The organism is Arundinibacter roseus (assembly GCF_004348825.1).
GTDB classification, from domain to species: domain Bacteria; phylum Bacteroidota; class Bacteroidia; order Cytophagales; family Spirosomataceae; genus Arundinibacter; species Arundinibacter roseus.
Genome location: NZ_SMJU01000005.1, coordinates 36,486 through 59,468 on the forward strand (window position 1 = coordinate 36,486; position 22,983 = coordinate 59,468).

The following is a 22,983-nucleotide window of genomic DNA, read 5'->3' on the forward strand; positions in this document are numbered from 1 at the left end:
TAAGTTTTTTGGTAATATACTACTAAAACACCACCCACAAAACCCGAAATTGGTCCGTATGGGTGGTGAAAAATTGATTCAGAATGGCATTAGCCCGTGATCAAAAGCTTCATACCGGCTTTTATGCTATTCCCTTGTATTTTATTCGCTTGTTTTATTTTATCAATCGTTAGTCCATAGCGCTGAGAAATGGTCCAAAGGGTGTCACCCTGCTGCACGGTATGGTAGCGGGGCTTAACCTGAGGTATTGGTTTTTTTGCCGGATTCGCTGCTGCTACCTTCGCAGATGCGGCCACCGCCGCAGGTGCTACTTCGAGCTTTTGCCCCGGAAAAATAGTACCATTACTTAAATCATTCCGCTCTTTAAGTTCATCCACAGTCACGCCATAGGTTCGGGATATTGCGGCAAGCGTTTCTCCTTTTTTTACCAGATGTACCAGCGGCTGTCCCTTTTTAGTCTTGGGCTTTGCCACGGGAGCGTCTGCTTCCTCTTCTTCCTCGTCGGCCAGAGCAATTTCTTCTTCACCATCGGTTTTGGAAGTGGCTTCATTGACAGGTTCTGTAAGTACAGGCTTTGTAGGGGAGGTTTCGGTAGTTTTTGCCGAAGCCACCGCTTCGATAGGGCGCGGTGTGGCTGTTCGTACCTTCCTAACAATCGTAAGCTTTTGCCCGCGAAGAAGTTTGGTACTGCGCATGCGGTTCCAGCTTTTTACATCCGCAATACTTACTCCATATTTATTGGAAATAGATGAAAGTGTTTCTCCGCTGCGTACCGTATGTTTTGTTCGTTTGGTAGTATATACATAATCCCCGATTTGCTCTCCGGCTGAGGCCAGCATCACAGCATTAACCGGCTTTTTGGAAGCTGAATCCAAAATTGCGAAGCGTTCAGGATGCATAAGAGGAAATTTCTGAAAAGGAACTTTCAATACAAAATTCCGGGTATAGTCTGGCAGTACTGTATTGATAATCTGAGGATTAAACTTCCGGATTTCCTCCATTGTCACTCCACTTAGGCTTGCAAAAACGGTCAGATCCAGATAGCCGTTGACATGCACCGTGTCGGCAACAGTTGGGTATTCAATGCTTTGCGGAACTATGCCATGATCCTGTCCGTAGTGCATCATGTATAAAATAGCTACAAATTGAGGAACGTAGCTGCGCGTCTGCTTGGGCAGGGCATCATATACTGACCAAAACGTACTGCCACCGCTCCGCCGCATGGCGCGCTTGACGTTTCCGGGGCCGGCGTTATAGGAAGCAAGGGCCATTTCCCAATCTCCAAAAATAGTATATAACTGACGCAGGTACCGGCAGGCGGCTTCGGTAGATTTTTCGGGATCAAAGCGCTCGTCGATGTATGCATCCTGACGCAGGCCAAACTCCCGGCCGGTGGCGCGCATAAACTGCCAAAGCCCACCCGCCCCTGCATACGAGATAATCCGGGGGTCGAGCCCTGACTCGATCATGGAAAGGTATTTGAGCTCGTCCGGCATGTTGTGCCGGGCAAGTGCTTTTTCATAGATGGGGAAGTAAATATTTTTTTCGGCCATCATCCGGCGTGTAAACTCCGGTTTTCGGTAAATAAAATATTCGACAAACTGATGAGAAACCGGATGATAGACAAGCGGGATTTTCTTCTGCAACTGTGCAAAACGTGCCTGAATCAAATCGCCCGGGATTTGGGTGGTGGGCATTTCCAGTTCGGGCAGAGAGTCTGCCATAATACCCAAAGTGTCTGTTTCGTAATCCAGTTCTTCTTGTTGAGTCTGTGCCCATGCCGGCACGTTCCACACTCCCAAGGCAACAACGACTACACTCACAATTCGCTTTACTATCTTCATCAGTGTCAGGAAGAGGTTAAATTATTACTTTGTTTTTACGATTGGTGCCCGGTTTCGAGCGTATTTTCAAACAAATTTTATTCCACTTTTTCTGGCATGGTGATCAAATCGGATACGTATTTTGAAAAGGCCAGCAATTCTTTTTCCGCAAAGGGGCGGGTCATTAGCTGCAAACCAATCGACAGACCTTCCTGATCGGTTCCGGCCGGAATTGCAATAGCAGGTGTACCTACTACATTGGCCTGAACTGTAAAAATATCCGCTAAATACATTTGTAAGGGATCGTCCATTTTTTCCCCGATACGAAATGCTGTGGTGGGTGTAACGGGCGAGAGAATGAAATCGTAGTGTGTAAGCAGGCGCTCGGTTTCCTGACGTATCAGTTTTCTAACGCTTTGCGCTTTGGTATAGTATGCGTCGTAGTAACTTGCACTCAAAACAAAAGTCCCCAGTAAAATGCGCCTGCGCACTTCGTCACCAAAACCTTCGGTACGGGTGTTTTTGTATAGTCGTTCCAGATCGGGGGTATCTTCGCTGCGGTAGCCGTAGCGCACGCCGTCAAACCGGGACAAATTGGAACTTGCCTCGGCGGTAGTCAGAATGTAGTATGTTGGCAAACAATATTTCAGCAAGGGCATTTCTACGGGCTCCACGGCATGTCCGTCAGCTCTGAGCTGCTCAATTACCTGCCCCAAACGTTCCCGTATTTCCGGTGCCACTGCCTCGCTTTCGAGTGATTCGCGCAGGTAACCTACACGAGCAGGTTGTTGCCCGGATACAGCCATCCAGTCAAGCTGTGCCGAATAGTCAGGAACTTCCCTGGTAGAAACCGTGCTGTCGAACTCATCGTGCCCGGCCATTATTTCCAATAGCAAGGCAGCATCTTCTACGGAGCGGGTAATGGGCCCGATACAGTCAAAGGAAGAAGCGTAGGCAATAAGCCCCCAACGCGACACCCGCCCATAGGAAGGCTTTAAGCCCACCACGCCGCAAAAAGCCGCAGGCTGCCGAACCGACCCGCCCGTGTCGCTCCCCAGGGAAGCATGACATAAGCCCGCCTGTACTGCAACGGCAGAGCCGCCTGACGAACCGCCCGGCACCCGTGAGGGGTCGGCGGCGTTGCGTACGGGGCCAAAGTAGGAGCTTTCGTTGGAAGACCCCATGGCAAACTCATCGCAATTTTGACGGCCAATAATAATGGCATCTTCATCAAGCAGACGCTGAACGGCGGTGGCCGTAAAGGGAGAGCGGTATTGATCCAAAATATGGCTACCGGCCTGCACACTGTGCCCGGCCTGACAGAGGACGTCTTTGATCCCTAACACCAGGCCAGCCAAACGGCCCGCCTGATTGTTGGTCAAACGCTCATCTATGGCTTCGGCTCTTTGCAGGGCTTCGTCCGTATAAACCTCGACAAATGCATTGAGATGTTGATACTCTCGGATACGGGCAAGGTATTGCCCGACCAACGTCACACAGGTTGTGTTTCCTGCACGCAGATCGCGCTGTAGGTCAGCAAGCGTCAGGTACTCTTTCAAAATGGGGAAGCCTTAGAGATGATACAATTAAAAATCAGAGCCGTTTCGGAGTAGGCGTTTTGATGGTCTAACCCAAATCGGCTCTTAGGAAAAAATATTTATTTGAAACCGGCTACTTACTTAGTAGCGGAATCTTCCATTCCTTTTTCTATATTTTCTTTAACGTCCTTGGTAGCGTTCTTAAATTCGTTGATACCCTGACCCAGGCCACGCATCAGTTCGGGAATTTTCTTGGCTCCAAAGAAAAGAAGAATAAAAAGGGCAATAAGGAAAATCTCCTGTCCTCCCAATCCCATAAATGCGAATATCGATCCAAATTCCATGCTTATTAATTGTTTTATATGAATACAAATTTAATTAATCTTTTTACGAATCAAAACACAATTGCTCAGCCGATGTTAATCGTTTTGCGATCTTTTTCCCATTCGTTGAATTTCGCCAGGTCGTCTCCGAGCGATTTAAAGAGCCACAAAACCAGCGCCACGTCGTCGGTCAGGCCCAGAACCGGTAAAAAATCCGGAATAAAATCGAGTGGCGAGACGAAATAAATCAACACCCCCACAATTGATAAAAGGCTCTTCCAGGGTAACTGACGGTATTCTCCGGCAGCATAGGCTTTCACAAGCCGCGTGAGCAGAGAAAGCTGCCCCTGCACCTCAGCCACACCTTGTTTAAAACCTCCCTGCCGTGACTTTTCCATCACTTGTTTGGCCAGTTCAAACAGGCGGGAGCCGTTGGAAGCGTAGCGTCCGGCCTTTCCGGTTGCTTTTTTAAAAAAAACAGAACGTAAAATTCTGGCGGTAAAAGATTCGTTTGTCATAGTGAACTACACACGGGTAAAAGTAGAAACTGTCGGCTATATAACCATTTTTACTAATAAAAAATTGCATTTTTGACCTGACATTCTCCCCAATCCTTATCCGTTTTTGTGACTATTTTTCTTCCATAAGCACGATCTGTTTTATTCATGTACGTCCATTTGGCGTATACGGTTGAATGTAGTGTAAAAGAATTTGGGGCCGAACGGCCAAACTTAGGCAATATCGTCTTTTTCAAGGAGCATTACCGGAAGAACCGCCAAAAGTATAACGATTGAAAAAAGCAGCCCGCCACTTGTACCCATAGCCAAAGCCGGCCAAAAGGGCTGATCGGCACCCAAAAGCAAAAAAGGAAGAAGGCCCGTCACCGTGGTAAGTATTGAAAGCAGGATAGGCCGGATTTTGTAGCGAACCGCCCGACGGTACCCCCGCAGCGGAGAAACGAACCGCTGCTGCTGATTTTTTTCATTCATGACAAAAATCGTAGCATTCACCACGAGCCCCGCCACAAGCAGAAACGACGCGTAACCACCCTGATCAAAACTGAATTCAAAAATATAGAAGGCAAGAAAAATACCGGTAAATGACAGCGGGATTTGAAGGATCATCCAAAGCGGCTGCCGCAAAGACTCAAACAGTACGGCGCCAATGATGAAGATCGCCAGAAGCACCACGCCAATCAGCTGATACTGCCGCTCGCCGGCTTTGAGCCACCAGTTAAACTCCGACCGTTCGAGGGTGTAGCCCAAAGGAAGTTCTCCTTTGTAGAGACGCAACGTTTCGTTCAGAAATTCACTGCCGAACGTATGACTTCCAAAGTATTCAAACGAAAGCTGCCGCAGGTACTGCTGATTTTCTTTGCGGATTTGGGGAGCTACCGGCTGCCGCTCGATCTGCCCATCAGTAGACTTATGTTTGGTTTGCGCTCCCGCCGAAATAAAACTATGGCGCAACTGCCATAGGTCGCCGGGAAGCAGCGGCGCCACCACCACTCCTTCATAGCGGTTTTGAGCCAACCGAAACAAGTCCGGCACTGGGCGGGCATTGAAGCGCTCTCCCACGGCAGCGTAGTAAGCAGGCACCTGTCCACCCTGCCGGATCAGTTCGTCTTTTTCGGGTGAAAAAATATACGCTTCCAGCGTTTTTTGCTGATACATGCCCGGCACGCGGTTGATGTCTACCTTCTGAATTCGCGGGTGCACCAGGAGCTTATCCGCCAGGCCTTGCGTGAGCACTTCGAGTTGTTCATAGTTGTAGCCGCGCAGCAATACGTCAAAAGTCGGCGCGGTGTTGGCACCCAAATGTTGACTAAACCCCTGCCCCACTCCATAAATATCCCAGTCGACACCGCTCGATTCGAGCGAACGGGCAATCAACCGGGCTTTCAGTCGATAGGGAATGGAACCTGCCTCTGCTTCCTTTTTGAAATAAATAGCCATGCCTCCCTGCTGTCCATTGTAGACCTGCGTAATGAAACGCTCCACGCCGGGCTCTTTGGCTACTTCGGTCTCCATGCCTTTCAGCAGATCGTTCATTTGCTCTACTGTACTCTGATTGGGCAATCCAGCATTTACGTATAGTAATGTACGTTCATTGCTTGAATAATTGTAACTTTCAAAAACATGATTTACAAACAGACGCAAACTTCCCCCCAGCCAGGTGTCGAGCAACGGTCGCAGGTTTTCCTGAAACCACTCGCTGCCGAGGGTGTTGTTGTAGAATTGGGCATTGGGCTTTTCCCCTTCTATACGAGTGGGCAACAAAAAGATCGGCAGCCCGAAAGCCAGAAAAGCGGTGGTCAAAACTACTCCCCGAAACCGGACCAATGCCACCACGAAACGGCCATAGAGGCGATCCAGCCGAACGACCCAGCGACCAGGCCGCCGCATCGTTATGGCCATCAGGCCCATGCGTTCGAGCGCCACAGGCACAAACCAATAGGCTACAACCAGCGAAACGGATAGCGTAATGATGAGCACTTTACTGAATTCCAGCAGGTCGCGGCGGGCTTGTTCGGGCAAAAACCAGATGACCGTCAGGGCAGCGCAGGTCGTAAGCGTAGCCCCCAGCAAGGCCCGAAAAACGCTTCGATTGCGGCTGTGGAGGTAATGATCAATCATCACGATTGCGTTGTCTATCTGCAAACCCAGCGATACCGTCAGAGCAGCCAGTGAATAGAGGTGCATGTTCACCCCCAACACATAGAACAGCAGAGCAGAAAGCAATAAATTAACCAGCAGGCAACCAATAATTAACAGCAAATAGCGAAAATTTCGGATACTTAAAGCGACCACAAGCAGCAGAATAGTCACAGCAGCGCCTGATTGCCAGGCCATTCGGTAGAGATTCTCACGGATATAATCAGCCGCATCGTAGTCGGTACGAAGGCCGTAGGTTGGTGGAAACTGCGCCTGCAATTGTCGTAAAAGCGTACCAATTTGGGTAGAAGTTTCGAGCTGATTGGCCCCTTTTCGGGTAGTAAGCACCAGCTGTACGGCATTTCGGCCATTGACCCGAAAGTAGGATTCGGGCCGGGCTTCCACCCGTTGGACGGTGGCCACATCGGTCAGGCGTACAAGGCGCCCGCCAATTGCCCGCAGGAGTACGTTTGGAAACTCCGTCACGTCAGGCGATTCTACGGTCAGGCTGAGCAGGCGGTCGTTGGCCCGCAGCCAACCTACCTGCTGCCGCAGGCCGTGCACCTGTAATGCCTCCACGAGGTCGGCTTTGGAGAGCTGCAGCGCCTGCAACTGCTCGGGTACATAAGACACCCGCCACTGCTTTTGTTCACTCCCCCGCACCTCAATGCTATATAGTCCCTCTACACCTGCAAGCCTGGGTTTCAGGCTATTCTCGGCAAATTCAGTCAGTTCACTGACGGCTGCCTGCCCGTTTACCTGCAAAATCATAAAGGGTTGTTGCTTCTTTGATTCTTCGGGCGAATCTATGCTAATTGATGGATAACTCACGCCCAGCGGAAGCCGCGAATAGACTTGCCGAATATGCGCTGCAACCTCAAAACGCAGGCGGTCTACATCGGTTTTTGGGGCAAGTGTAAGCGTTATGAACGCCGAATGATAGCCCGAAACTGATTCAATTTTGACTACCTCAGGCATCGTGCTCAGCACCCCTTCCAATGGCGATGTAACCTGCAACTCCATGGAACCGGGTGAGGCACCGGGCCACTCGTAGGACACCCGCAGCTGATTACCGCCCCCCGCAGGCTGAAGCTGCCACGAAAGGCGCGGAACGGTCAAAAAGCCGATCAGACTTAATAAAAAGAACAACAGGAGGATTTTGTACGAATAGGTTTGCATAGAGAAATGGAGGAAAAGGAGGCAGGCAAAAATCTGAGTTGCACCAAAAGACTGCTTTTACAAAACTAAGTATTCTACCTTCGCAAGGGTTTAGCAATTCGACAAACAAGCCCAAACTATGACCATTTTCCGAAAAAATGACCATTTTTTTTCGTTCGGAAAGTTTGCAAGTATCAAAAATAGTTCGGTGGTTTAGTGTACACAATTTCCATTGAATAGACACGTATATCCAATTGCATTATGAACCCGAAACCCTCTACCCTTTTTATGAAAAAACCCCTGCTATTACTACATCTTTTGGTAGTTTTTTCCTGCACACAACGTTCTGATCGTACTAGTCAGGAAAACTCAGAGCTATCTAAAAGTACGTTAGCGATTGAGTACAAGAAAACCATAAATTTGAATTTAGACAACAAAACTTCCAATTGGTCAAGTAGCATTCAATACTATGAGGACTCGAAAAACAAATATCTCATTCTTGCAAGTACATCTACCAATTCTGTTCAATTTTATGATTTAAATGGAAACCTCCAAAAAGAGGTAACCTGTGAATGGGAAGGTCCGGAAAGCACTGGTAAAATGCAATCATTTTTATACACAGGAAAAGATTCATTGTACATTCTAAATATAAATACTCATCGAATATTTAGGCTTTCGGATAAAGGCAAAGTATTAAAATTATACCAATTGGAACCCTGGAAAACGGATGATTATTTCACCATACCCTTTGCAATATGCGCTATGCCTATGGAGATAGTTGATGACAAATTATATATTCCAGGATTACCGGGCGTATACTATTTTAAAAATCCAACGGATTATTTAACGAAGGGCAAGCTGACAATTTCGTTGGATCTAAAAACCGGGGAACATATTGAACAAATAAATCACCCGAACAAAGAAAAATTCTTAGGGAAAAATTATGGGTCTGATTTACTTTATGCGCACAGAACATTTAACCCGATAACGCAAACATTCATACATTCTTTTCCGGGTGATCATAGCATTTATTCATATACGATGGATGGAAAATTAATTGACACGAAGGAATTAAAGAGCGACTATGCAGATGATGTACTAAAAGAAATGGCTAACTGGGCAAGTGTGGATGATTCGTATAAAGAATATTTTCACTACCTGAAAAACACAATATATGAAGGTTTATATTTTGATAAGTATAGAAATATTTACTACCGACTTGTCAAACATGGTACAAACACAATTTATTCAAAAGAGGATGTTGACAACAAAAAACCCATTGATTGCAGGTGTTCATTGATTGTGGCAGACAAAGATTTAAATAAAATAGATGAAATAGTTTTGGAGAAAGGGGTGCGTCATCATTTAGTAGTTGTTACACCAGAGGGCTTGTTGATCCTAAACAAGAAGAATCCACAGGAAAATATAATTGCGTTGAATCTATATGAAATTAAAGTAAAATAAATTATGCAAATCATCAAGAACTTACAAATAGCTATCGCACTCGTAGTAGTTTTCCTTACTGGATGCAGCACCCAACAAAGTGAAAATTCTAAAAATGAACTAATATTTTCACTTGATTCACTGGCAATAAAAATTGATTCAAGTCAATTGAATGGGTATGATACGTACGGATTTAATGCGGAACATAATGTATTTGTAGGATACAATTCGCCCCTGAATAGTTTTGATCTATATTCATTGGAAAGCAAAACAGCAGTTGGGCGTATTTCAGCAGGTACCGAAGGCCCGGATGGTATTGGTCAAATAGAAGGTATTTCGCCAATCGGTAAAGATTCGATTCTGATTCAACACTACGGACATTTGAAGATTTTAAATGCTTCCGGGAAAGTAATTAAAGATTACAACTACGTCGATCAAATAGAGAAAAACAATGACTTATCAGGAAATCCGATCAGCAATCAGTACGTGCCTCTTCGGTATAGTTCACGAACAAATTCTGTTTTATTGTACTCATTACGTGAAAGTTATGTAGAAAGCAACAAATCGCCGTTAAGTTTGTTTAACCTCACAAATTCTACCTTTGAGCAAATTCCGGTACGTTTTCCTAAATACTACAAAGAGGCAAACGGGAACTATGGCTTCATGAATTATACCAATGGGAATGTGGTGAATGATACGTTAGTAGTTTACAATCACCTGTTTGCTCCTGCTATTTACAGCTATAATTTGAAAACAAAACAGAGCAAAGAATACGAACAAGTGGAACTCGAAAAACAAATTAGAAGTATAAATATTTCAAAATCACCGGAAGAGTGGGAAAAACATGCACTTGAAAGTACGCACTATCTGGAAGTATTATATGATCCTTATCGGCAGTTATACTATCAATTTATCTGGAAAGGGATTTCGCCCAAAGATCACAGCAACGAACACAATTCGTTTTTAGACAAAGAATTACACCTCAGAGTATTCACTCCTGATTTTAAACAAATTGGTGAATATGGTTTAGCTAAACACACCTACACACCCTTTAATTGGTTTGTTTCAAAGCACGGAATTATATTGAGTAATAATCATCCAAATAACAAAAATTTTAGAGAAAATTATCTTAGGTTTTATATTCTGCAATTTAAAAAAATTCATAAAAAATCAAATATTTACTTTTCCTCAGTAATTTATCGCAATAATTAACCTAAACAATTTATATACTATGTATAAAATATCGAAAAAAGTAATCCTTCACTACCTGAATATGTACGTACGACTCCTGCTCTTTATAGGCTTTACCTCTTTTGTAATGGCGTGCAACACTACCGGGAATGCGCCCGAGCTATTGATCGATAATACCTCCCTATCGAATGGAATTGATGGCGATATTTTCTTTGAAGACATTGAATTAAAACGACTACAAACTCCACTAGAAAGTCTCGTGTCCGAAACAGCCATTTTGGTTGGATACGAAGGGTGGGTCTATCAGTTGGATGGCTATAAATCCCGGCGATTTAATGCCTTTAATCCTGAGGGAAAATTGATCGCCACAATTGATCAAAGTCTGCTTGCCGAAAAACTCCATGTGGAAAGTCAGGTGGTTGATGTTGACGTAAATAAAACGGGCGTGTATATTCTGCTGAGCAATCCAAATTATATCCTGAGCTTTACGCACGACATGCAGCTACGCGACACCCTACGGCTTGCTTTTGACGCGCATAGCATCAAACATCTGCCAAGTGGCGATTTTTTGATTTATAAAACCTTACAGGCCGATACGCAGGAAAGCCCCCGCTATTTTTATCATCTCATCCTGACGGATGCCTCCGGAGAATTCAAAAAGGGCCTTTTTCCATTTACGCTTCCCGAAGGAGCACGCGCTTTTGTAGACATCAACTTTCCCTTTGGCCATGATTTACAGGAGCAGGTGGTTTTTTCAAGAACGATGAATGATACACTCTATGTGCTGTCCAAAGATCTCAGCAAAATAGAATCAACCCGGATTGTTCAGTTTAAGAACAAAATGCTGAAAATGGAGGAGTTTCCCGACAAATCAAAACTTGTAGAAATGATGCTGAATCCAGAATTGTCGCGTCCCTTTGGAATGGGCAATTTTCAGGAAGACAGGCATACGCTGAGCCTTGTTCTGGGACAAAACGCCCGAACGGTTTGGTATGTGCAGCAACAGGCCTCAGGGAAATCGGGCATTGGGTCGTTTGTATTTTCCAAAAAACAAAATGCTACCTTTCCCGTGCCGATCTATAAGGATGGAAGTGATTTTATGGGCATCCTGGAAGAAAGCACGCTGGAGAAATTGCCGCTCGCAAAAACAGCAAGCCCGTCCATAAAAAAAGTTTACGACGACATTCGGAACAATGGCGCAAGCTACGCCGTCTATTTCAAAACCAAAAAACAACCCTAATTCTATGAAACAATTGGTGCTATGTATTGCAAGTTTGCTGACGATCCCTGCCTTTGGTCAGCAAAAACCAAAGGACATTCGGACCGAAGCCTACACCCTCACGATTCGGCCTGCCGCGGAGCCCCGTGCCACCGGGAAAGCCACCGGCGAGCGGCTTCTGTCGTGCTCGGGCTGTACGCTGCAGGACTTTGCTCAGTTGCTGGCGAAGCCTCATGCCCTAAAAGTTACGGCCCGTCAGCTTCGGACCCAATACGACTTCAAGCTCACCTGGAAATCCGGAGAACTACCTGTACATCAGGAATCGATCATCCGTGCACTCGGCAAGGAGTTTGGCCTCAAAACCTCACATACGCAACAGAGTGTACCTGCTTTTCGGGTCGTCCTGACAAGCCCCAAGCGGCTCTCGAAAACCCTCGAAATGGAGGATGGCGTGGCTTACAAAAAAGTGGATACGAAGGTATATTTTTATAAGACAAGCCCCGCAACTTTGGCCACAGAACTAACCCAACTCACGGGTATCCTGCATGAGGCTGATGGAATCAGGAAAGAGGAACTTACGCTCATGTTTGACACCAAACAGCTCGACGAAACCCTGCAAAAAGCAGGAATTACCCGCGTAGCGCTAGAAAAGAAGTTGAAGATCTATCATCTCCGAGAGTAAACTAACGTGTGTTCATTTCTCCTTTCCGCAGGCTATGTCACACAGCCCCTGAAAACTAACGCAATGGGCCGCACTCACTCAAAACCCAGGCAAAACGGGCTGGGTGACACAGCCCACGGTGTAGCAAAACGGGCTGTGCGACACAGCCCGTGGAACAGGCACCAACCAATAAAAGTTAAATTTTTTCAATTATTAGTAACAAAATCTATTTTCCTATTGCATGATAAAAGTGACTTACCTATCTTGCCCACAAAACAAAACCCTCACGCAAACTAGGTAAACCGTTCCTCCACATGCATATGTTCACCCTCTTACCCAACCCCCTCCCCACCACAGCTGCCGCCTTTGTGGAGCATGCCGGGCGGTTTGTACAATCCTCGCCCCAACGCCTGACGCAAGCCCACCTGCCCGACACCTGCCCGCAGCTGCTCCTGCTCGGAGCCGACTGCCTTGCCTGTCCGGACGCGAGGTCGTGGCTTACCCGGTTTTCGACGGCCTATCGGGTCATTTTTTCGTTGGAGGCACCTACGCCCGAACTCCTGCTTGAAGCCGATGCCGTCCTCCACCCGCTGGACGACCCCTGCGTCGTTGACGCCTGCCTGAGTGCCTACCGAAGGCAGATGCCCTACGTATCGGCGGTGCATGTGCCGGGGCTCACGCAACTCATGACCCGCCTGCGTTTGCTCAGCACCCGCGAGTGGCAGATCTTTATGCACCTACGCAAGGATACCCCAAGCGCACAGATTGCCCACCGTTTGTGTATAAGCGAGGATACCGTAAAGAACCACCGAAAGGCGATCCGAAAAAAACTCGGCCTGCAGGGCGGAAAAAATAGGCTTATGCACTTTGCGAAATTGTATGAGTTGCATCAGCAATTGGTGCCGGAAGAGGTAAGGGAAATAAACGATTAATTATAATACTTTCGCAAATTAAAAATACTAGTTTAACATCAAACCAGTTTCAAAACCCTCCTATTTATATATATTATGAAAACTAAAATAACCCTGCTTCTTTTACTATCAGTTCTTATTTCCTGTACAGATAAGGCTGCTCTTGATCAGCCAATAATTCATTCTATTGATATTGTCAAAGAATTGGATAAAGCAGATTCGTTATCTCTAACCAATGAATTTGAAGTAAAGAAAATTATAGCTTTAAAAAATCCAGAAGAACTTCCAATCGTAGAAATTACTAAATTATTCATACATGATGGCAATATCTTTACTTTCGATCAAACGAGTTCGACTCTTTTGGCTTTCGATTCTACCGGTACTTATCAATATTCTATCGGAAAAATTGGTGAAGGAGAAGGCGAGTTTATCGATTTAAGTGATGTTGCCCTTGATAAAGAAAAGAACGTGCTTTTTCTATTTTCCAATAGCAGCCGAGCTCTGTATACGTTTACGCCAGAGGGAGCGTTTTTAAAGAAGTATAAAATCCCATTTTATGCTTCTTCTATCGCTCTACTTCCGGACAGTAATTTGGCATTCTACATCAACTATAATACGAGTGAGGCAAACGCAATGCACAATGTACTAATTACGGATCAATCAGGAAATATTAAAGAGAAATATATGCCCTACACAAGTGAAAGTACTCCATCCCTTGATATCAGTGGCTATGTAGGAGAGAATCAAGCAGGAGCGCTCGCTTCTACGGCTTTTTCGGATACTATTTATCAGTTGAGCAATGCAGGAATTTCCCCAAAATATGTACTCAAATTAGGCAAGTTTCAGTACAAAAACTTTGAGAAAAAAGATGTGATGGCGATTATGCAGGATTTGCCCAGCCACTATTTTTTAAAATCCAGATTTGTAGAAACAGCTAATTGGCTGACATTTACAATAGGACATAAAGGAAAAGAGAGCAAATTTTTCTACAATCCATCTATAAATTATTCTATTTCTGACGTTCAATTTAATAAGTATTCTTCTATACATTATTTAAAACAACCCCTGGCAATTATAAACAATATGTTTGTTTCTCAGTTTTTTTCAGACTATTTTATTTATATGAAAGAGGATAGAGAAAAAATCCTCAGCCAAGTAAAAAAAGAAGACAGTAAATTATTTGAGCTATTTTCAAATAGTAAAGATACGAACCATCCAACATTAGTATTTTTTTCTAAGAAAGAGAAGTGAGAACAGTTCAACTACTACTTACCTTTGTTGTTGAGAATTTCAACAAAGGTAAAAAAACGAAATTTAAAAATGCAATTCCAAGGAATACTGTACAAAAAAGTGTTATTATTGGTTGATTAGTTTTCTTGTTTAATTCAAAATCACGAAATTCTCTATACAAGTTTAAGCTTTTAGTATGTTATAATTGGGGAATTAATAGGTTTATCAAAATACATGAATATGTACTTTGTATAGGCAAAACCTTTGATAGCAATGCAGTACTTTGTGCTGTGTTGCTTTATTCATTTCCACCCCAAAAAAAATTCCAAATTCAAATCCTTTTCATTACCAGTAAAGTCCATAGTTTTACGACGCACTTATACTCACTTACCCCCTCATCATTGAACACATGAATCAGCCGTTTAGGAGCTTGTTTTATATAGTACTCGGCCTGATGCTGACTACCGCCTGTCAGTCGCCGCGTGTATCGGAGGAAGACGCCCTCGCCGGGGCAGACACCACCGCCCGGGAGCTGCCGCTTGTGGAGGTTGCAACGGCACAACGGCGGCCCTTTGCCACACAGGTCATCAGCAATGGCCGGGTAGTGGTGCCGCAGCAGGCAGAGCTTTCGTTTCGTAGCCCCGGCACAATTGAGCGGGTTTACGTGCAAAATGGCGCAAGCGTAGCCGCCGGGCAGCTGTTGGCCTCCCTTTACAACGCAGACGCGCAGCTTGCCCTGCAAAAAGCCGAACTCCAACTCGCCGAAAGCCGGGTGGAGATCAACGACCTGCTGATTACGCAAGGCGGCAGGCGTGGCGACACGAGCTCGGTGTCGGCAGAAATCTACCGGTTCATTCGCCTGCGCAGCGGCTACGACCGGGCGCTGTTGGCGGTGCGGGAGGCACGTCTGCTGCTGGAAAATACCTACCTGCGGGCACCGATGCCGGGCGTGGTAGCCAACCTCACGCTCTCGGCCCACAACCCCACACCTGTAGGGAAGCCATTTTGTATTCTCCTCAACCGCACCGAGTTGCGGGTGGTATGTCCCCTGCTCGAATCTGAACTTGCCACCGTGCAGGCCGGACAAACGGCCCGGATCGAAACCCTGGGGGCGGGCGGTGGGTCGTACGCAGCGCAGGTCGTTACGCTGAATCCACTGGTGAGCAGTGAGGGGCTTGTCGAGGCAACGCTGCGGCTGCAAAAGCCCGACGCGCGCCTGCTTTCGGGCATGAATGTACGCGTGGTGATTGAAAAATCGCTGCCCAACCAACTCGTTGTGCCCAAAGCCGCCGTGGTAGAGCGCAACGGCCGCAAGGTGGTGTTTAGCTTCGCCGACGGCCTTGCCAAGTGGAACTACGTAACTACCGGCCCCGAAAACAGTACCGACCTGTGTATTCTGGAAGGCCTGGAACCGGGGCAGCAACTGATTGTTTCGGGAAATCTGAATCTGGGCCACGATGCCAAAGTGGAGGTCAGGAAGGCTGATGCCGCCGATGCACCCTGAGGATTTTTTTTAAGTAGCGTTTAGCTGTTAGCTTGCTCATTTAATTGATTATCAGCTTATTAGAATTAATTTTTATTAAAATAGCTTATTCTAACCTTGCTTGATTATTTAGGAACCGATGCATTGTACACGATGGGACGCTCCTAACGGAGCTCATGTATTTTAAATTCAAAATATTTCTACAAACAGGTCGCCTCTCCGAGGCTAATTCTATAAAAATCAATGAATTAAGCATTTGAGCAAAATCATATTAGGTTTGAAAATACCACAAAGTGTTGATTTACAATAACATAGACCCAAATGGCAAATAACCTAATTCCTAATAGCTACTTATTGAACGGTTCTAAAATGTATATTCAAAAAATGCTATAAACCCCTAATTATCAGAATATTAAAAAAATTAATGACTAATCACCTACTTGCAAACAGCTACCAACACAAGCTTTCGATCCACAAGCTGACGGCGCTATCACGAATGACTACACGACTCCCCCTCTTCCTGCTGTTTGTGCTGCTGAGCCTGTTGCCTGTGTGCCCGGCGCAGTCGCAACGGACGCTGAGCCTGTCGGATGCCATAGCGTTGGCGCAGCGGCAGTCGCCCTATTACTTTCGGGCCAAAAACACCTACGAGACCGGCTATTGGCAGTTCCAAAATTTTCAGGCCGGATTTAAGCCACAAATCAGGCTCAACGCTACTATCCCTACCTTCTTTCGGGCCATCAATCCCATCACGCAGCCGGACGGCAGCATTCAGTTTCGGCGGGTCACGCAGGCCAACAACAGCCTGGGCGTGAGCCTTGTGCAGAACATCGGGGCCACGGGCGGGCAGCTGTTACTCGGGACACGGCTGCAACGGACGGATAATTTTGGCGGTGCCGAAAGCAGCTATTTTTTATCAACGCCCGTGAGTTTCTCGTACTATCAGGAATCTTTGCTTTACAACGACCTGCGGTGGCAGCGGAAATTGCAGCCGCTGTATTTTCAGACGGCAGAAAAAAACTACGCAGAAGAGCTCGAAGAAGCGGCGCTGCAGGGCGCAACTTTGTTTATGGCTACGCTCGTAGCGCAGGTCACAGCCGACATCACGGCGGCTAACCTTGCCAATGCGGACTCGCTTTATTTGCTCACCAAAGAGCGCTTTGCTCTCGGCACGGTGGCCCAAAGCGACCTGCTGCAACTGGAACTGAATGTACTGAAAGCCAAAAATCAGCTGGCCACTGCCCGCCTGAATGCCGAAGCAAGTCTGCGCAACATGAAGCGTATTTTGGGCATCGACCTGGCCGAAGCCGTGGCGCTTCAGGAACCGCCGCTGCCGCTCAAAACGAGTCTGTCGTACGAAGTGGCGCTGGAAGAAGCCCGCAGCAATCGACAGAATGTGCTGGAATTCAGCACCCGGCGGCTGGAAGCTGAACAGAAAATTGCCGAAGCCAAAGGAAAAAACAGCCTGCAATTTGGGCTATCGGCCAATGTGGGCACGCAGCAAACCGCCACGAGCTTTGGCGGTGCGTACCGAAACCTGCAAAATCAACAGTACATTGGCGTGTCGCTCGACATGCCGATACAGGATTGGGGGCTGCGAAAATCGCAGATCAGGCTGGCCGAAGCCAACCGCGAGCTCGTGGAAGTGAACGTGCAGCAGGACGAGCTGACGTTTGAGCAGGAAATATTTTTGCAGGTCATGCGCTTTGGACAGCAGTACGATCAGCTGGCGTTGGCCCAAAAAGCCGATACCGTGGCGCAGCAGCGGCTGCATATTACCAAAGAGCGCTACCTGGTGGGCAAAGTAGGCATCACCGATCTTAATCTGGCTCTGGAAGAAAACATCCGGGCGCGCGAAGGCTACATTCAGAGCCTGAGTGCGTATTGGCTGGCTTTTTATACCCTGCGACGGCTCACGCTTTATGATTTTGAGAAAAAACAGTCGATTCGCTACCAACCCTGATTCTGCCGCATGACCCGCTTCCTCCTTGCCCGCCCGATTGCTACGTTTGTGGTTGCCTTTACGCTCATGGGCCTCGGGCTGATCACGCTCCGGCAGCTCCCGATTTCGCTACTACCCGACATCCCGATTCCTGAACTTACCGTGCAGGCCTCCTACCCGGCAGCCGACGCCCGGCAGATTGAACAGTTGGTGGCCCTGCCGCTGCGCAATCAGCTTCTGCAGCTGCATCATCTGGACGACCTCGAAGCGGTGTCGCAGGACGGGCAGGTGACCGTGAAGCTACGCCTCGACTACGGCACAGATGTAGATTTGGCGTATCTGGAAGCCAATGAAAAAATTGACCTCCTGATGAGTCAGTTTCCGCGCGACATGGAACGGCCCCGCGTGGTAAAAGCCGGCGCGGGCGACTTGCCCGTGTTTGTGTTGAACGTGTGGGCAGCGAATGGCGACAGCGCCGATTTTATTGAGGTCAGCAGCTTTGCCGAACAGGTGATCCGCAAGCGGCTCGAACAATTGCCGGATATTGCCCTGGTAGACCGCTCCGGTGCGGCCGAGGGCGAGTGGCTCATTCGCCCCGATCTCAACCGCCTGCGGGCCGCCGGTCTCACCACCGACGAGCTCAGCGACGCACTCCGCAGCCGAACGGCCAATTTGGGCAGTCTTACCATCCGAGAGGGGGCCTATGAGTATAGCATTCAACTGGCTGAGCCTTTGCAATCGGCTGAGGAGCTTACAAACACCTATTTGCTGGCAGGCAAAGAAAGCCCGCGTTTGGTGCGTTTGGGCGATTTTGCCACCGTCATGCGGCAGGAACAACCCGAAGCCGGATTCCACACATTCAACGGGCAACGGGCTATGGCACTGGCAATTATCAAGCGGTCTGATGCGCAGGTGCTGGACCTGCAGGCCGAGTTGGCGGAGCAGGTCGAGCAGTTTCGGCACGACTACCCTTCCCTGCGGTTTGAGGTAAGTCAGGATCAAACGACCCTGCTGGCAATCTCAATCTCGAACCTGGAAGGTAGCCTGCTTACCGGGGCACTGCTTACGTTGCTAATGGTTTTTTTATTCATGAATTCCCGACGAATTTTACTCATTATTGCCGTGCTGATTCCGGTGTCGCTTGCCATCACGATGCTGGCTTTTTATGGATTGGGGCTTTCCATCAACATTGTTTCGCTGGCCGGGCTCGTGTTGGGTATTGGGGAAATCATCGACAGCGCCATTATTATTATTGAAAATATTGAGCAACAGCGCGAGCGCGGCCTGTCCGTAGCCGACGCCTGCGTAGAAGGTACGGGCGAGGTCATCGGCCCGCTTTTTACCTCCGTTTTGACCAATTCGGCGGTGTTTTTGCCTTTGCTTTTTTTGAGTGGAATTGCCGGTGCGCTCTTTTTTGATCAGGCCGTCTCCGTAACGCTGGCTTTGGGCATCTCGCTTTTGGCCTCCTACACGCTCGTTCCGGTGATGTATCATCGGCTTTACCGTCGGCAGGAGACGTTTCGCCCCACGACTACCCGCTTGATGCGGGCGGCAGATTCGTTTTATAACCGGGTATTTACGGCTGCTTTTCGGTATCGGCGCGGTGTATTGGTTGGCTGCGGGCTGCTGTTGGCGGGTGCCGGGTGGATCGGTCTAAAAATTCCCAAAAGCGGCATGCCCGAGCTGAGCCGTACCGAACTGGAATGGGCTGTGGACTGGAACGAGCCGATTTCTCCTCAGGAAAACAGCCGCCGGATTCAGTCGCTGCTGCGTTCAATCGGGCCGCTTTCGGGCACAGTAAATGCCTATGTAGGTGCGCAGGATTTTTTGTTAAATCCCCGACTCAATCAGGCGCCGTCGGAAGCCTTGATTTTATTTAAAGTAAACAGCACCGCTGATTATGAAAATCTTATAGAAAAATTACGCCAAAAAACCGCTCAGCATTTTCCTGCCGCTACCAATAGTTTCAGGCCCGCCCAAAACGTTTTTGAACAGCTCTTTCAAACCAACGAAGCGGATCTTATTGTGCGGGTTTTTGACGGGCAATCGCAGCAAAGCCCTGAACAGGCGCAGGTACGTCAGGCCACCGACCTTCTTCAAAAAGCAGGATTCAGCGTGCCCACGCCGCCCACCCGCCGCCGCATTTTGCTCACGCTTTCCGACGAAAAACTGGCGATTTATCAAGTTGCACGCGAAAGCCTTTACCAACGCCTTGCCACGGCCTTTGGCCAAAGCCCCGTAACTACCCTCCAAAACGGACAGCAGCAGTGGCCCGTGGTGATGGGGCAACTGAGTGAGGCGAACCTGGACAGCATTCTTGCCCATACTTTTGTGACTACTCAAATGGGCACAGGTATTCCAATAAAAAACCTATTGACTTATCGCTTTGCGGAAGACTTCGCCGCGCGCCGACTGGGTAAAGAAGGAGCCTACGTAGCGCTTGAACCGATATTGTTACAAACGAGTCAGGAGTTGCCCCCGCACCAAATCGCCCAAAAAGCTCTGGCACAGGCTACTGGTTTTTCGTTTGATTTTGCGGGAAGTTATTTCCGAAATCAAGCCTATTTGCTTGAACTCGGCTGGGTTATTCTGATTGCGGTGGCGATGTTGTTTTTTATTTTGGCGGCCCAATTTGAATCGCTGCTCCAACCGTTTATCGTGCTGCTGACCATCGTGTTTGGCACTACGGGTGCGCTTGCGCTGCTCTACCTAAGTGGCGGCAGCCTCAACATCATGTCCGGCGTCGGCCTTGTGGTGCTGATTGGCCTGCTGGACAATGATTCTATTCTGAAAATTGACACGATGAACCGTTCGTTGGGCAAACTTTCGCTCATGGAATCGATTCGGGAAGGCGGTCAGCGGCGGCTGCAATCGCAACTCATGACTTATTTCACCACCGTGCTGGGTCTGCTGCCTGTACTTTGGGCCGCAGGACTTGGAGCTGAATTGCAAAAACCACTTGCACTTACCGTACTCGGCGGTATGACGCTGGGCGTGCTTATTTCCTGGACGTTTATTCCGTTGATGTATTGGTGGCTACAAAAGGGAAAGGAGGAATAGCCCTAAAATTCTTTCCCTAACTCTTGCTGGTACGAACCGAAATAAATCGTCCGTATTTTAGTTACATCATTGGTATATCTGCCCGATGATGATCCTAAAAAGCTACAAAATCAGATTTCCATGAAAAAACGTACTTGTTTCGGCCTGTTTTGCTTCTTGGCGACCACTGCCTGCACGCAGTCGATTCCTTCTCAAAACCCGCTTTCGGGCGGTGAACTGCTCTTTCAGTCGGGTTTTGAAGCCGGCGTAACGGTGGTGCTGCGCGGTGCTGAGGCGGATATAATCGGGGCGGACGCTTCACTTACGAAGCCCAATGATTGGGTTACGGATCTTGACAATCATCCTGAGATAGGTAACTTTAATTTACAATATCAGGGAGGCGATAGTACGCAACGCTACGCGCGGATTATTCAGGAGCCGGGCAATCCGACCAACAGGGTGTTGCACTTTTGGCTTGACGGCCCTAATGTGGACAATTCCAAGGGAAGAATTCAGGCAAATTTATATGGCAATCGGGGCATGAAGGCATTTTCGCAATCCGTCAGGATGTATTTACCTGATGATTTTAATACCGTACGTACTTACCCAAAAGCCATTCATTGGCTCACAATTGCCGAATTCTGGAACAACATTACGTGGAGCCAAAGCGTACCGCACCGCTTTCGGATTACGCTCGGCCTCGGCAAACCTACCCCACAAACGGGCGATCTACGCTTTATTCTTGATGCACAGGATTGTGAACTTTTTGCCGATAACAGCCAAAAATACACGACGATTTGGGCCGAAAGCAACCCCGAAGTAAAAGTACCAATCGGCAAATGGTTTACGATGAACTACTACTACAAGGAAGGCGACCGCAGCACCGGACGATTCTACATGAGCATTATTCCGGAGGGAGAAAAGGAAGTGGTGGTTTTTGATGTAACCAACATCACCCACAATACTCAGGACCCATCGCCCGATGGCGTTTCGGATTTTAATCCATTAAAACTTTACACGTCCAAAGATTTGATTCAGTACATGAAAAGTCAGGGGAAAACTTTACAGATTTATTGGGACGATTTTAAGCTGCAAAAGCATTGAAATTTTGGTTTCAAAAAAAGCCAACTAAACCTTCAAACGTATTTTTACGCAAAAAATAAGCCACGAAATAGGGTTAAACAAAATATGTGTTCTAATTTTAGACCGAAAATTTTTGTTCACGTTTTTACTATAATTTTATCATGAAAATAACCGTCGTAGGCGCAGGAGCCGTAGGAGCCACCACCGCCGACAACATTATTCGCCGGGAGTTGGCCGAAGAGGTAGTGCTTTTGGATATCAAAGAAGGAGTTGCCGAGGGAAAATCCCTGGATATGTACCAAACTGCCGCTTTGCTGGGCTTCAATACCCGGCCGATCGGCTCCACCAACGATTACGAAAAAACGAAAGGTTCTGACGTAGTCGTGATTACCTCCGGGCTGCCCCGCAAGCCCGGCATGACCCGCGAAGAACTGATCGGCATCAATGCTGGTATCGTGAAGTCGGTGACTGAGAATATCCTGAAATATTCGCCCAAAGCGATCATTCTGGTCGTTTCCAACCCTATGGACACGATGACCTATTTGGCATTGCGCGAGTCGGGTATTCCCAAAAAACGCATCATAGGTATGGGCGGCGCACTCGATAGCGCTCGTTTCAAAACCTACCTGGCGCTGGAAATGAACGTCTCTCCCAACGATATTCACGGCATGGTGATTGGCGGCCACGGCGATACAACAATGATTCCATTGACTCGCCTGGCAACGTATAATGGTATTCCGGTTAGCCGTTTCATAGCGGCTGACAAGCTCGAAAAAGTAGCTGCCGATACGATGGTTGGCGGTGCTACGCTTACCAAACTGATCGGTACGTCGGCCTGGTACGCACCCGGTGCAGCGAGCGCTATGATCGTGGAAAGCATTGTCCGCAACCAACGCCGCATTGTGCCTTGCAGTGTGATGCTGAATGGTGAATATGGTCAAAAAGATATTTGCATGGGCGTACCCGTGGTGATCGGTAAAGGCGGCTGGGAGAAAATCATTAACCTGCGTTTGAGCGATGCCGAGAAAGCAGCGTTCGCTAAGTCGGCAGACGCCGTGCGGTCGATGAATGCCGCGCTGGACGCTTGATTTGGACTTTGATTTTTAGTTTGATAAAAACGGGTGTAGCTACTAGTAGCTCTATACCCGTTTTTATTTTTACAGACAAAATGATTATTGAAAATATTTGGTAAAAATTTACAAAAAGTGTGAATAGCTATATTCAAACCCATTTAAACGATGACTTTTGAGAAATTGACACCTGAGGAATTAACAGATGGATTTAT

At 47.5% G+C, this 22,983-nt stretch carries 16 protein-coding genes; 11 read left to right on the top strand and 5 right to left on the bottom strand.

The window, feature by feature from the left end; genetic code table 11:
- Positions 1-89 precede the first annotated feature (89 nt).
- The 5 genes from EZE20_RS08530 to EZE20_RS08550 form a co-directional block, all read right to left on the bottom strand.
- Positions 90-1,844 (bottom strand): LysM peptidoglycan-binding domain-containing protein, encoded by a 1,755-nt coding sequence (locus tag EZE20_RS08530; RefSeq protein WP_132116542.1) that lies wholly within the window; start codon positions 1,842-1,844, stop codon positions 90-92.
- 77 nt (positions 1,845-1,921) lie between these two features.
- Positions 1,922-3,382, bottom strand: coding sequence for an Asp-tRNA(Asn)/Glu-tRNA(Gln) amidotransferase subunit GatA (gatA, locus tag EZE20_RS08535; RefSeq protein ID WP_132116544.1), 1,461 nt, complete (start codon positions 3,380-3,382; stop codon positions 1,922-1,924).
- A gap of 116 nt (positions 3,383-3,498) precedes the next feature.
- Complete coding sequence (locus tag EZE20_RS08540; protein ID WP_132116546.1) at positions 3,499-3,705, bottom strand: Sec-independent protein translocase subunit TatA/TatB; 207 nt, start codon at positions 3,703-3,705, stop codon at positions 3,499-3,501.
- Between the two features lie 65 nt (positions 3,706-3,770).
- Positions 3,771-4,202: a YkvA family protein gene (locus tag EZE20_RS08545; protein ID WP_132116548.1), complete on the bottom strand. Its 432-nt coding sequence runs from the start codon at positions 4,200-4,202 to the stop codon at positions 3,771-3,773.
- Between the two features lie 213 nt (positions 4,203-4,415).
- The gene (locus tag EZE20_RS08550) at positions 4,416-7,517 is read right to left on the bottom strand and encodes an efflux RND transporter permease subunit (RefSeq protein WP_132116550.1); all 3,102 of its coding nucleotides are present in this window, start codon (positions 7,515-7,517) and stop codon (positions 4,416-4,418) included.
- A gap of 267 nt (positions 7,518-7,784) precedes the next feature.
- Between EZE20_RS08550 and EZE20_RS08555 the strand changes: the two genes are divergently transcribed.
- The 11 genes from EZE20_RS08555 to mdh all read left to right on the top strand — a co-directional run bounded on the left by EZE20_RS08555 (position 7,785) and on the right by mdh (position 22,786).
- Positions 7,785-8,960, top strand: coding sequence for a DUF4221 family protein (locus tag EZE20_RS08555; protein WP_165933442.1), 1,176 nt, complete (start codon positions 7,785-7,787; stop codon positions 8,958-8,960).
- Between the two features lie 3 nt (positions 8,961-8,963).
- Positions 8,964-10,151, top strand: coding sequence for a DUF4221 family protein (locus EZE20_RS08560; RefSeq protein WP_132116554.1), 1,188 nt, complete (start codon positions 8,964-8,966; stop codon positions 10,149-10,151).
- Between the two features lie 19 nt (positions 10,152-10,170).
- Positions 10,171-11,370, top strand: a complete 1,200-nt coding sequence (locus EZE20_RS08565) for a hypothetical protein (RefSeq protein WP_132116556.1) — start codon at positions 10,171-10,173, stop codon at positions 11,368-11,370.
- 4 nt (positions 11,371-11,374) lie between these two features.
- On the top strand, positions 11,375-12,031 hold the full coding sequence (locus EZE20_RS08570; RefSeq protein WP_165933443.1) for a DUF3738 domain-containing protein: 657 nt from the start codon (positions 11,375-11,377) through the stop codon (positions 12,029-12,031).
- Positions 12,032-12,324: 293 nt separating this feature from the next.
- Positions 12,325-12,942, top strand: coding sequence for a helix-turn-helix transcriptional regulator (locus EZE20_RS08575; RefSeq protein WP_132116560.1), 618 nt, complete (start codon positions 12,325-12,327; stop codon positions 12,940-12,942).
- Between the two features lie 75 nt (positions 12,943-13,017).
- Complete coding sequence (locus EZE20_RS08580; RefSeq protein ID WP_132116562.1) at positions 13,018-14,172, top strand: 6-bladed beta-propeller; 1,155 nt, start codon at positions 13,018-13,020, stop codon at positions 14,170-14,172.
- A 388-nt stretch (positions 14,173-14,560) separates the two neighbouring features.
- A complete protein-coding gene (locus tag EZE20_RS08585; protein WP_132116564.1) occupies positions 14,561-15,655 on the top strand; it encodes an efflux RND transporter periplasmic adaptor subunit in 1,095 nt (364 codons plus the stop codon).
- Between the two features lie 403 nt (positions 15,656-16,058).
- Positions 16,059-17,597 carry a TolC family protein gene (locus EZE20_RS08590; RefSeq protein ID WP_132116566.1) on the top strand — a complete coding sequence of 513 codons (1,539 nt, stop codon included), beginning with the start codon at positions 16,059-16,061 and terminating at the stop codon, positions 17,595-17,597.
- A gap of 9 nt (positions 17,598-17,606) precedes the next feature.
- Positions 17,607-20,636, top strand: coding sequence for an efflux RND transporter permease subunit (locus tag EZE20_RS08595; protein ID WP_132116568.1), 3,030 nt, complete (start codon positions 17,607-17,609; stop codon positions 20,634-20,636).
- Positions 20,637-20,756: 120 nt separating this feature from the next.
- The gene (locus EZE20_RS08600) at positions 20,757-21,719 is read left to right on the top strand and encodes a hypothetical protein (protein WP_132116570.1); all 963 of its coding nucleotides are present in this window, start codon (positions 20,757-20,759) and stop codon (positions 21,717-21,719) included.
- A 140-nt stretch (positions 21,720-21,859) separates the two neighbouring features.
- Positions 21,860-22,786 (top strand): malate dehydrogenase, encoded by a 927-nt coding sequence (gene mdh, locus EZE20_RS08605; protein ID WP_132116572.1) that lies wholly within the window; start codon positions 21,860-21,862, stop codon positions 22,784-22,786.
- The last annotated feature ends 197 nt before the right edge of the window (positions 22,787-22,983 follow it).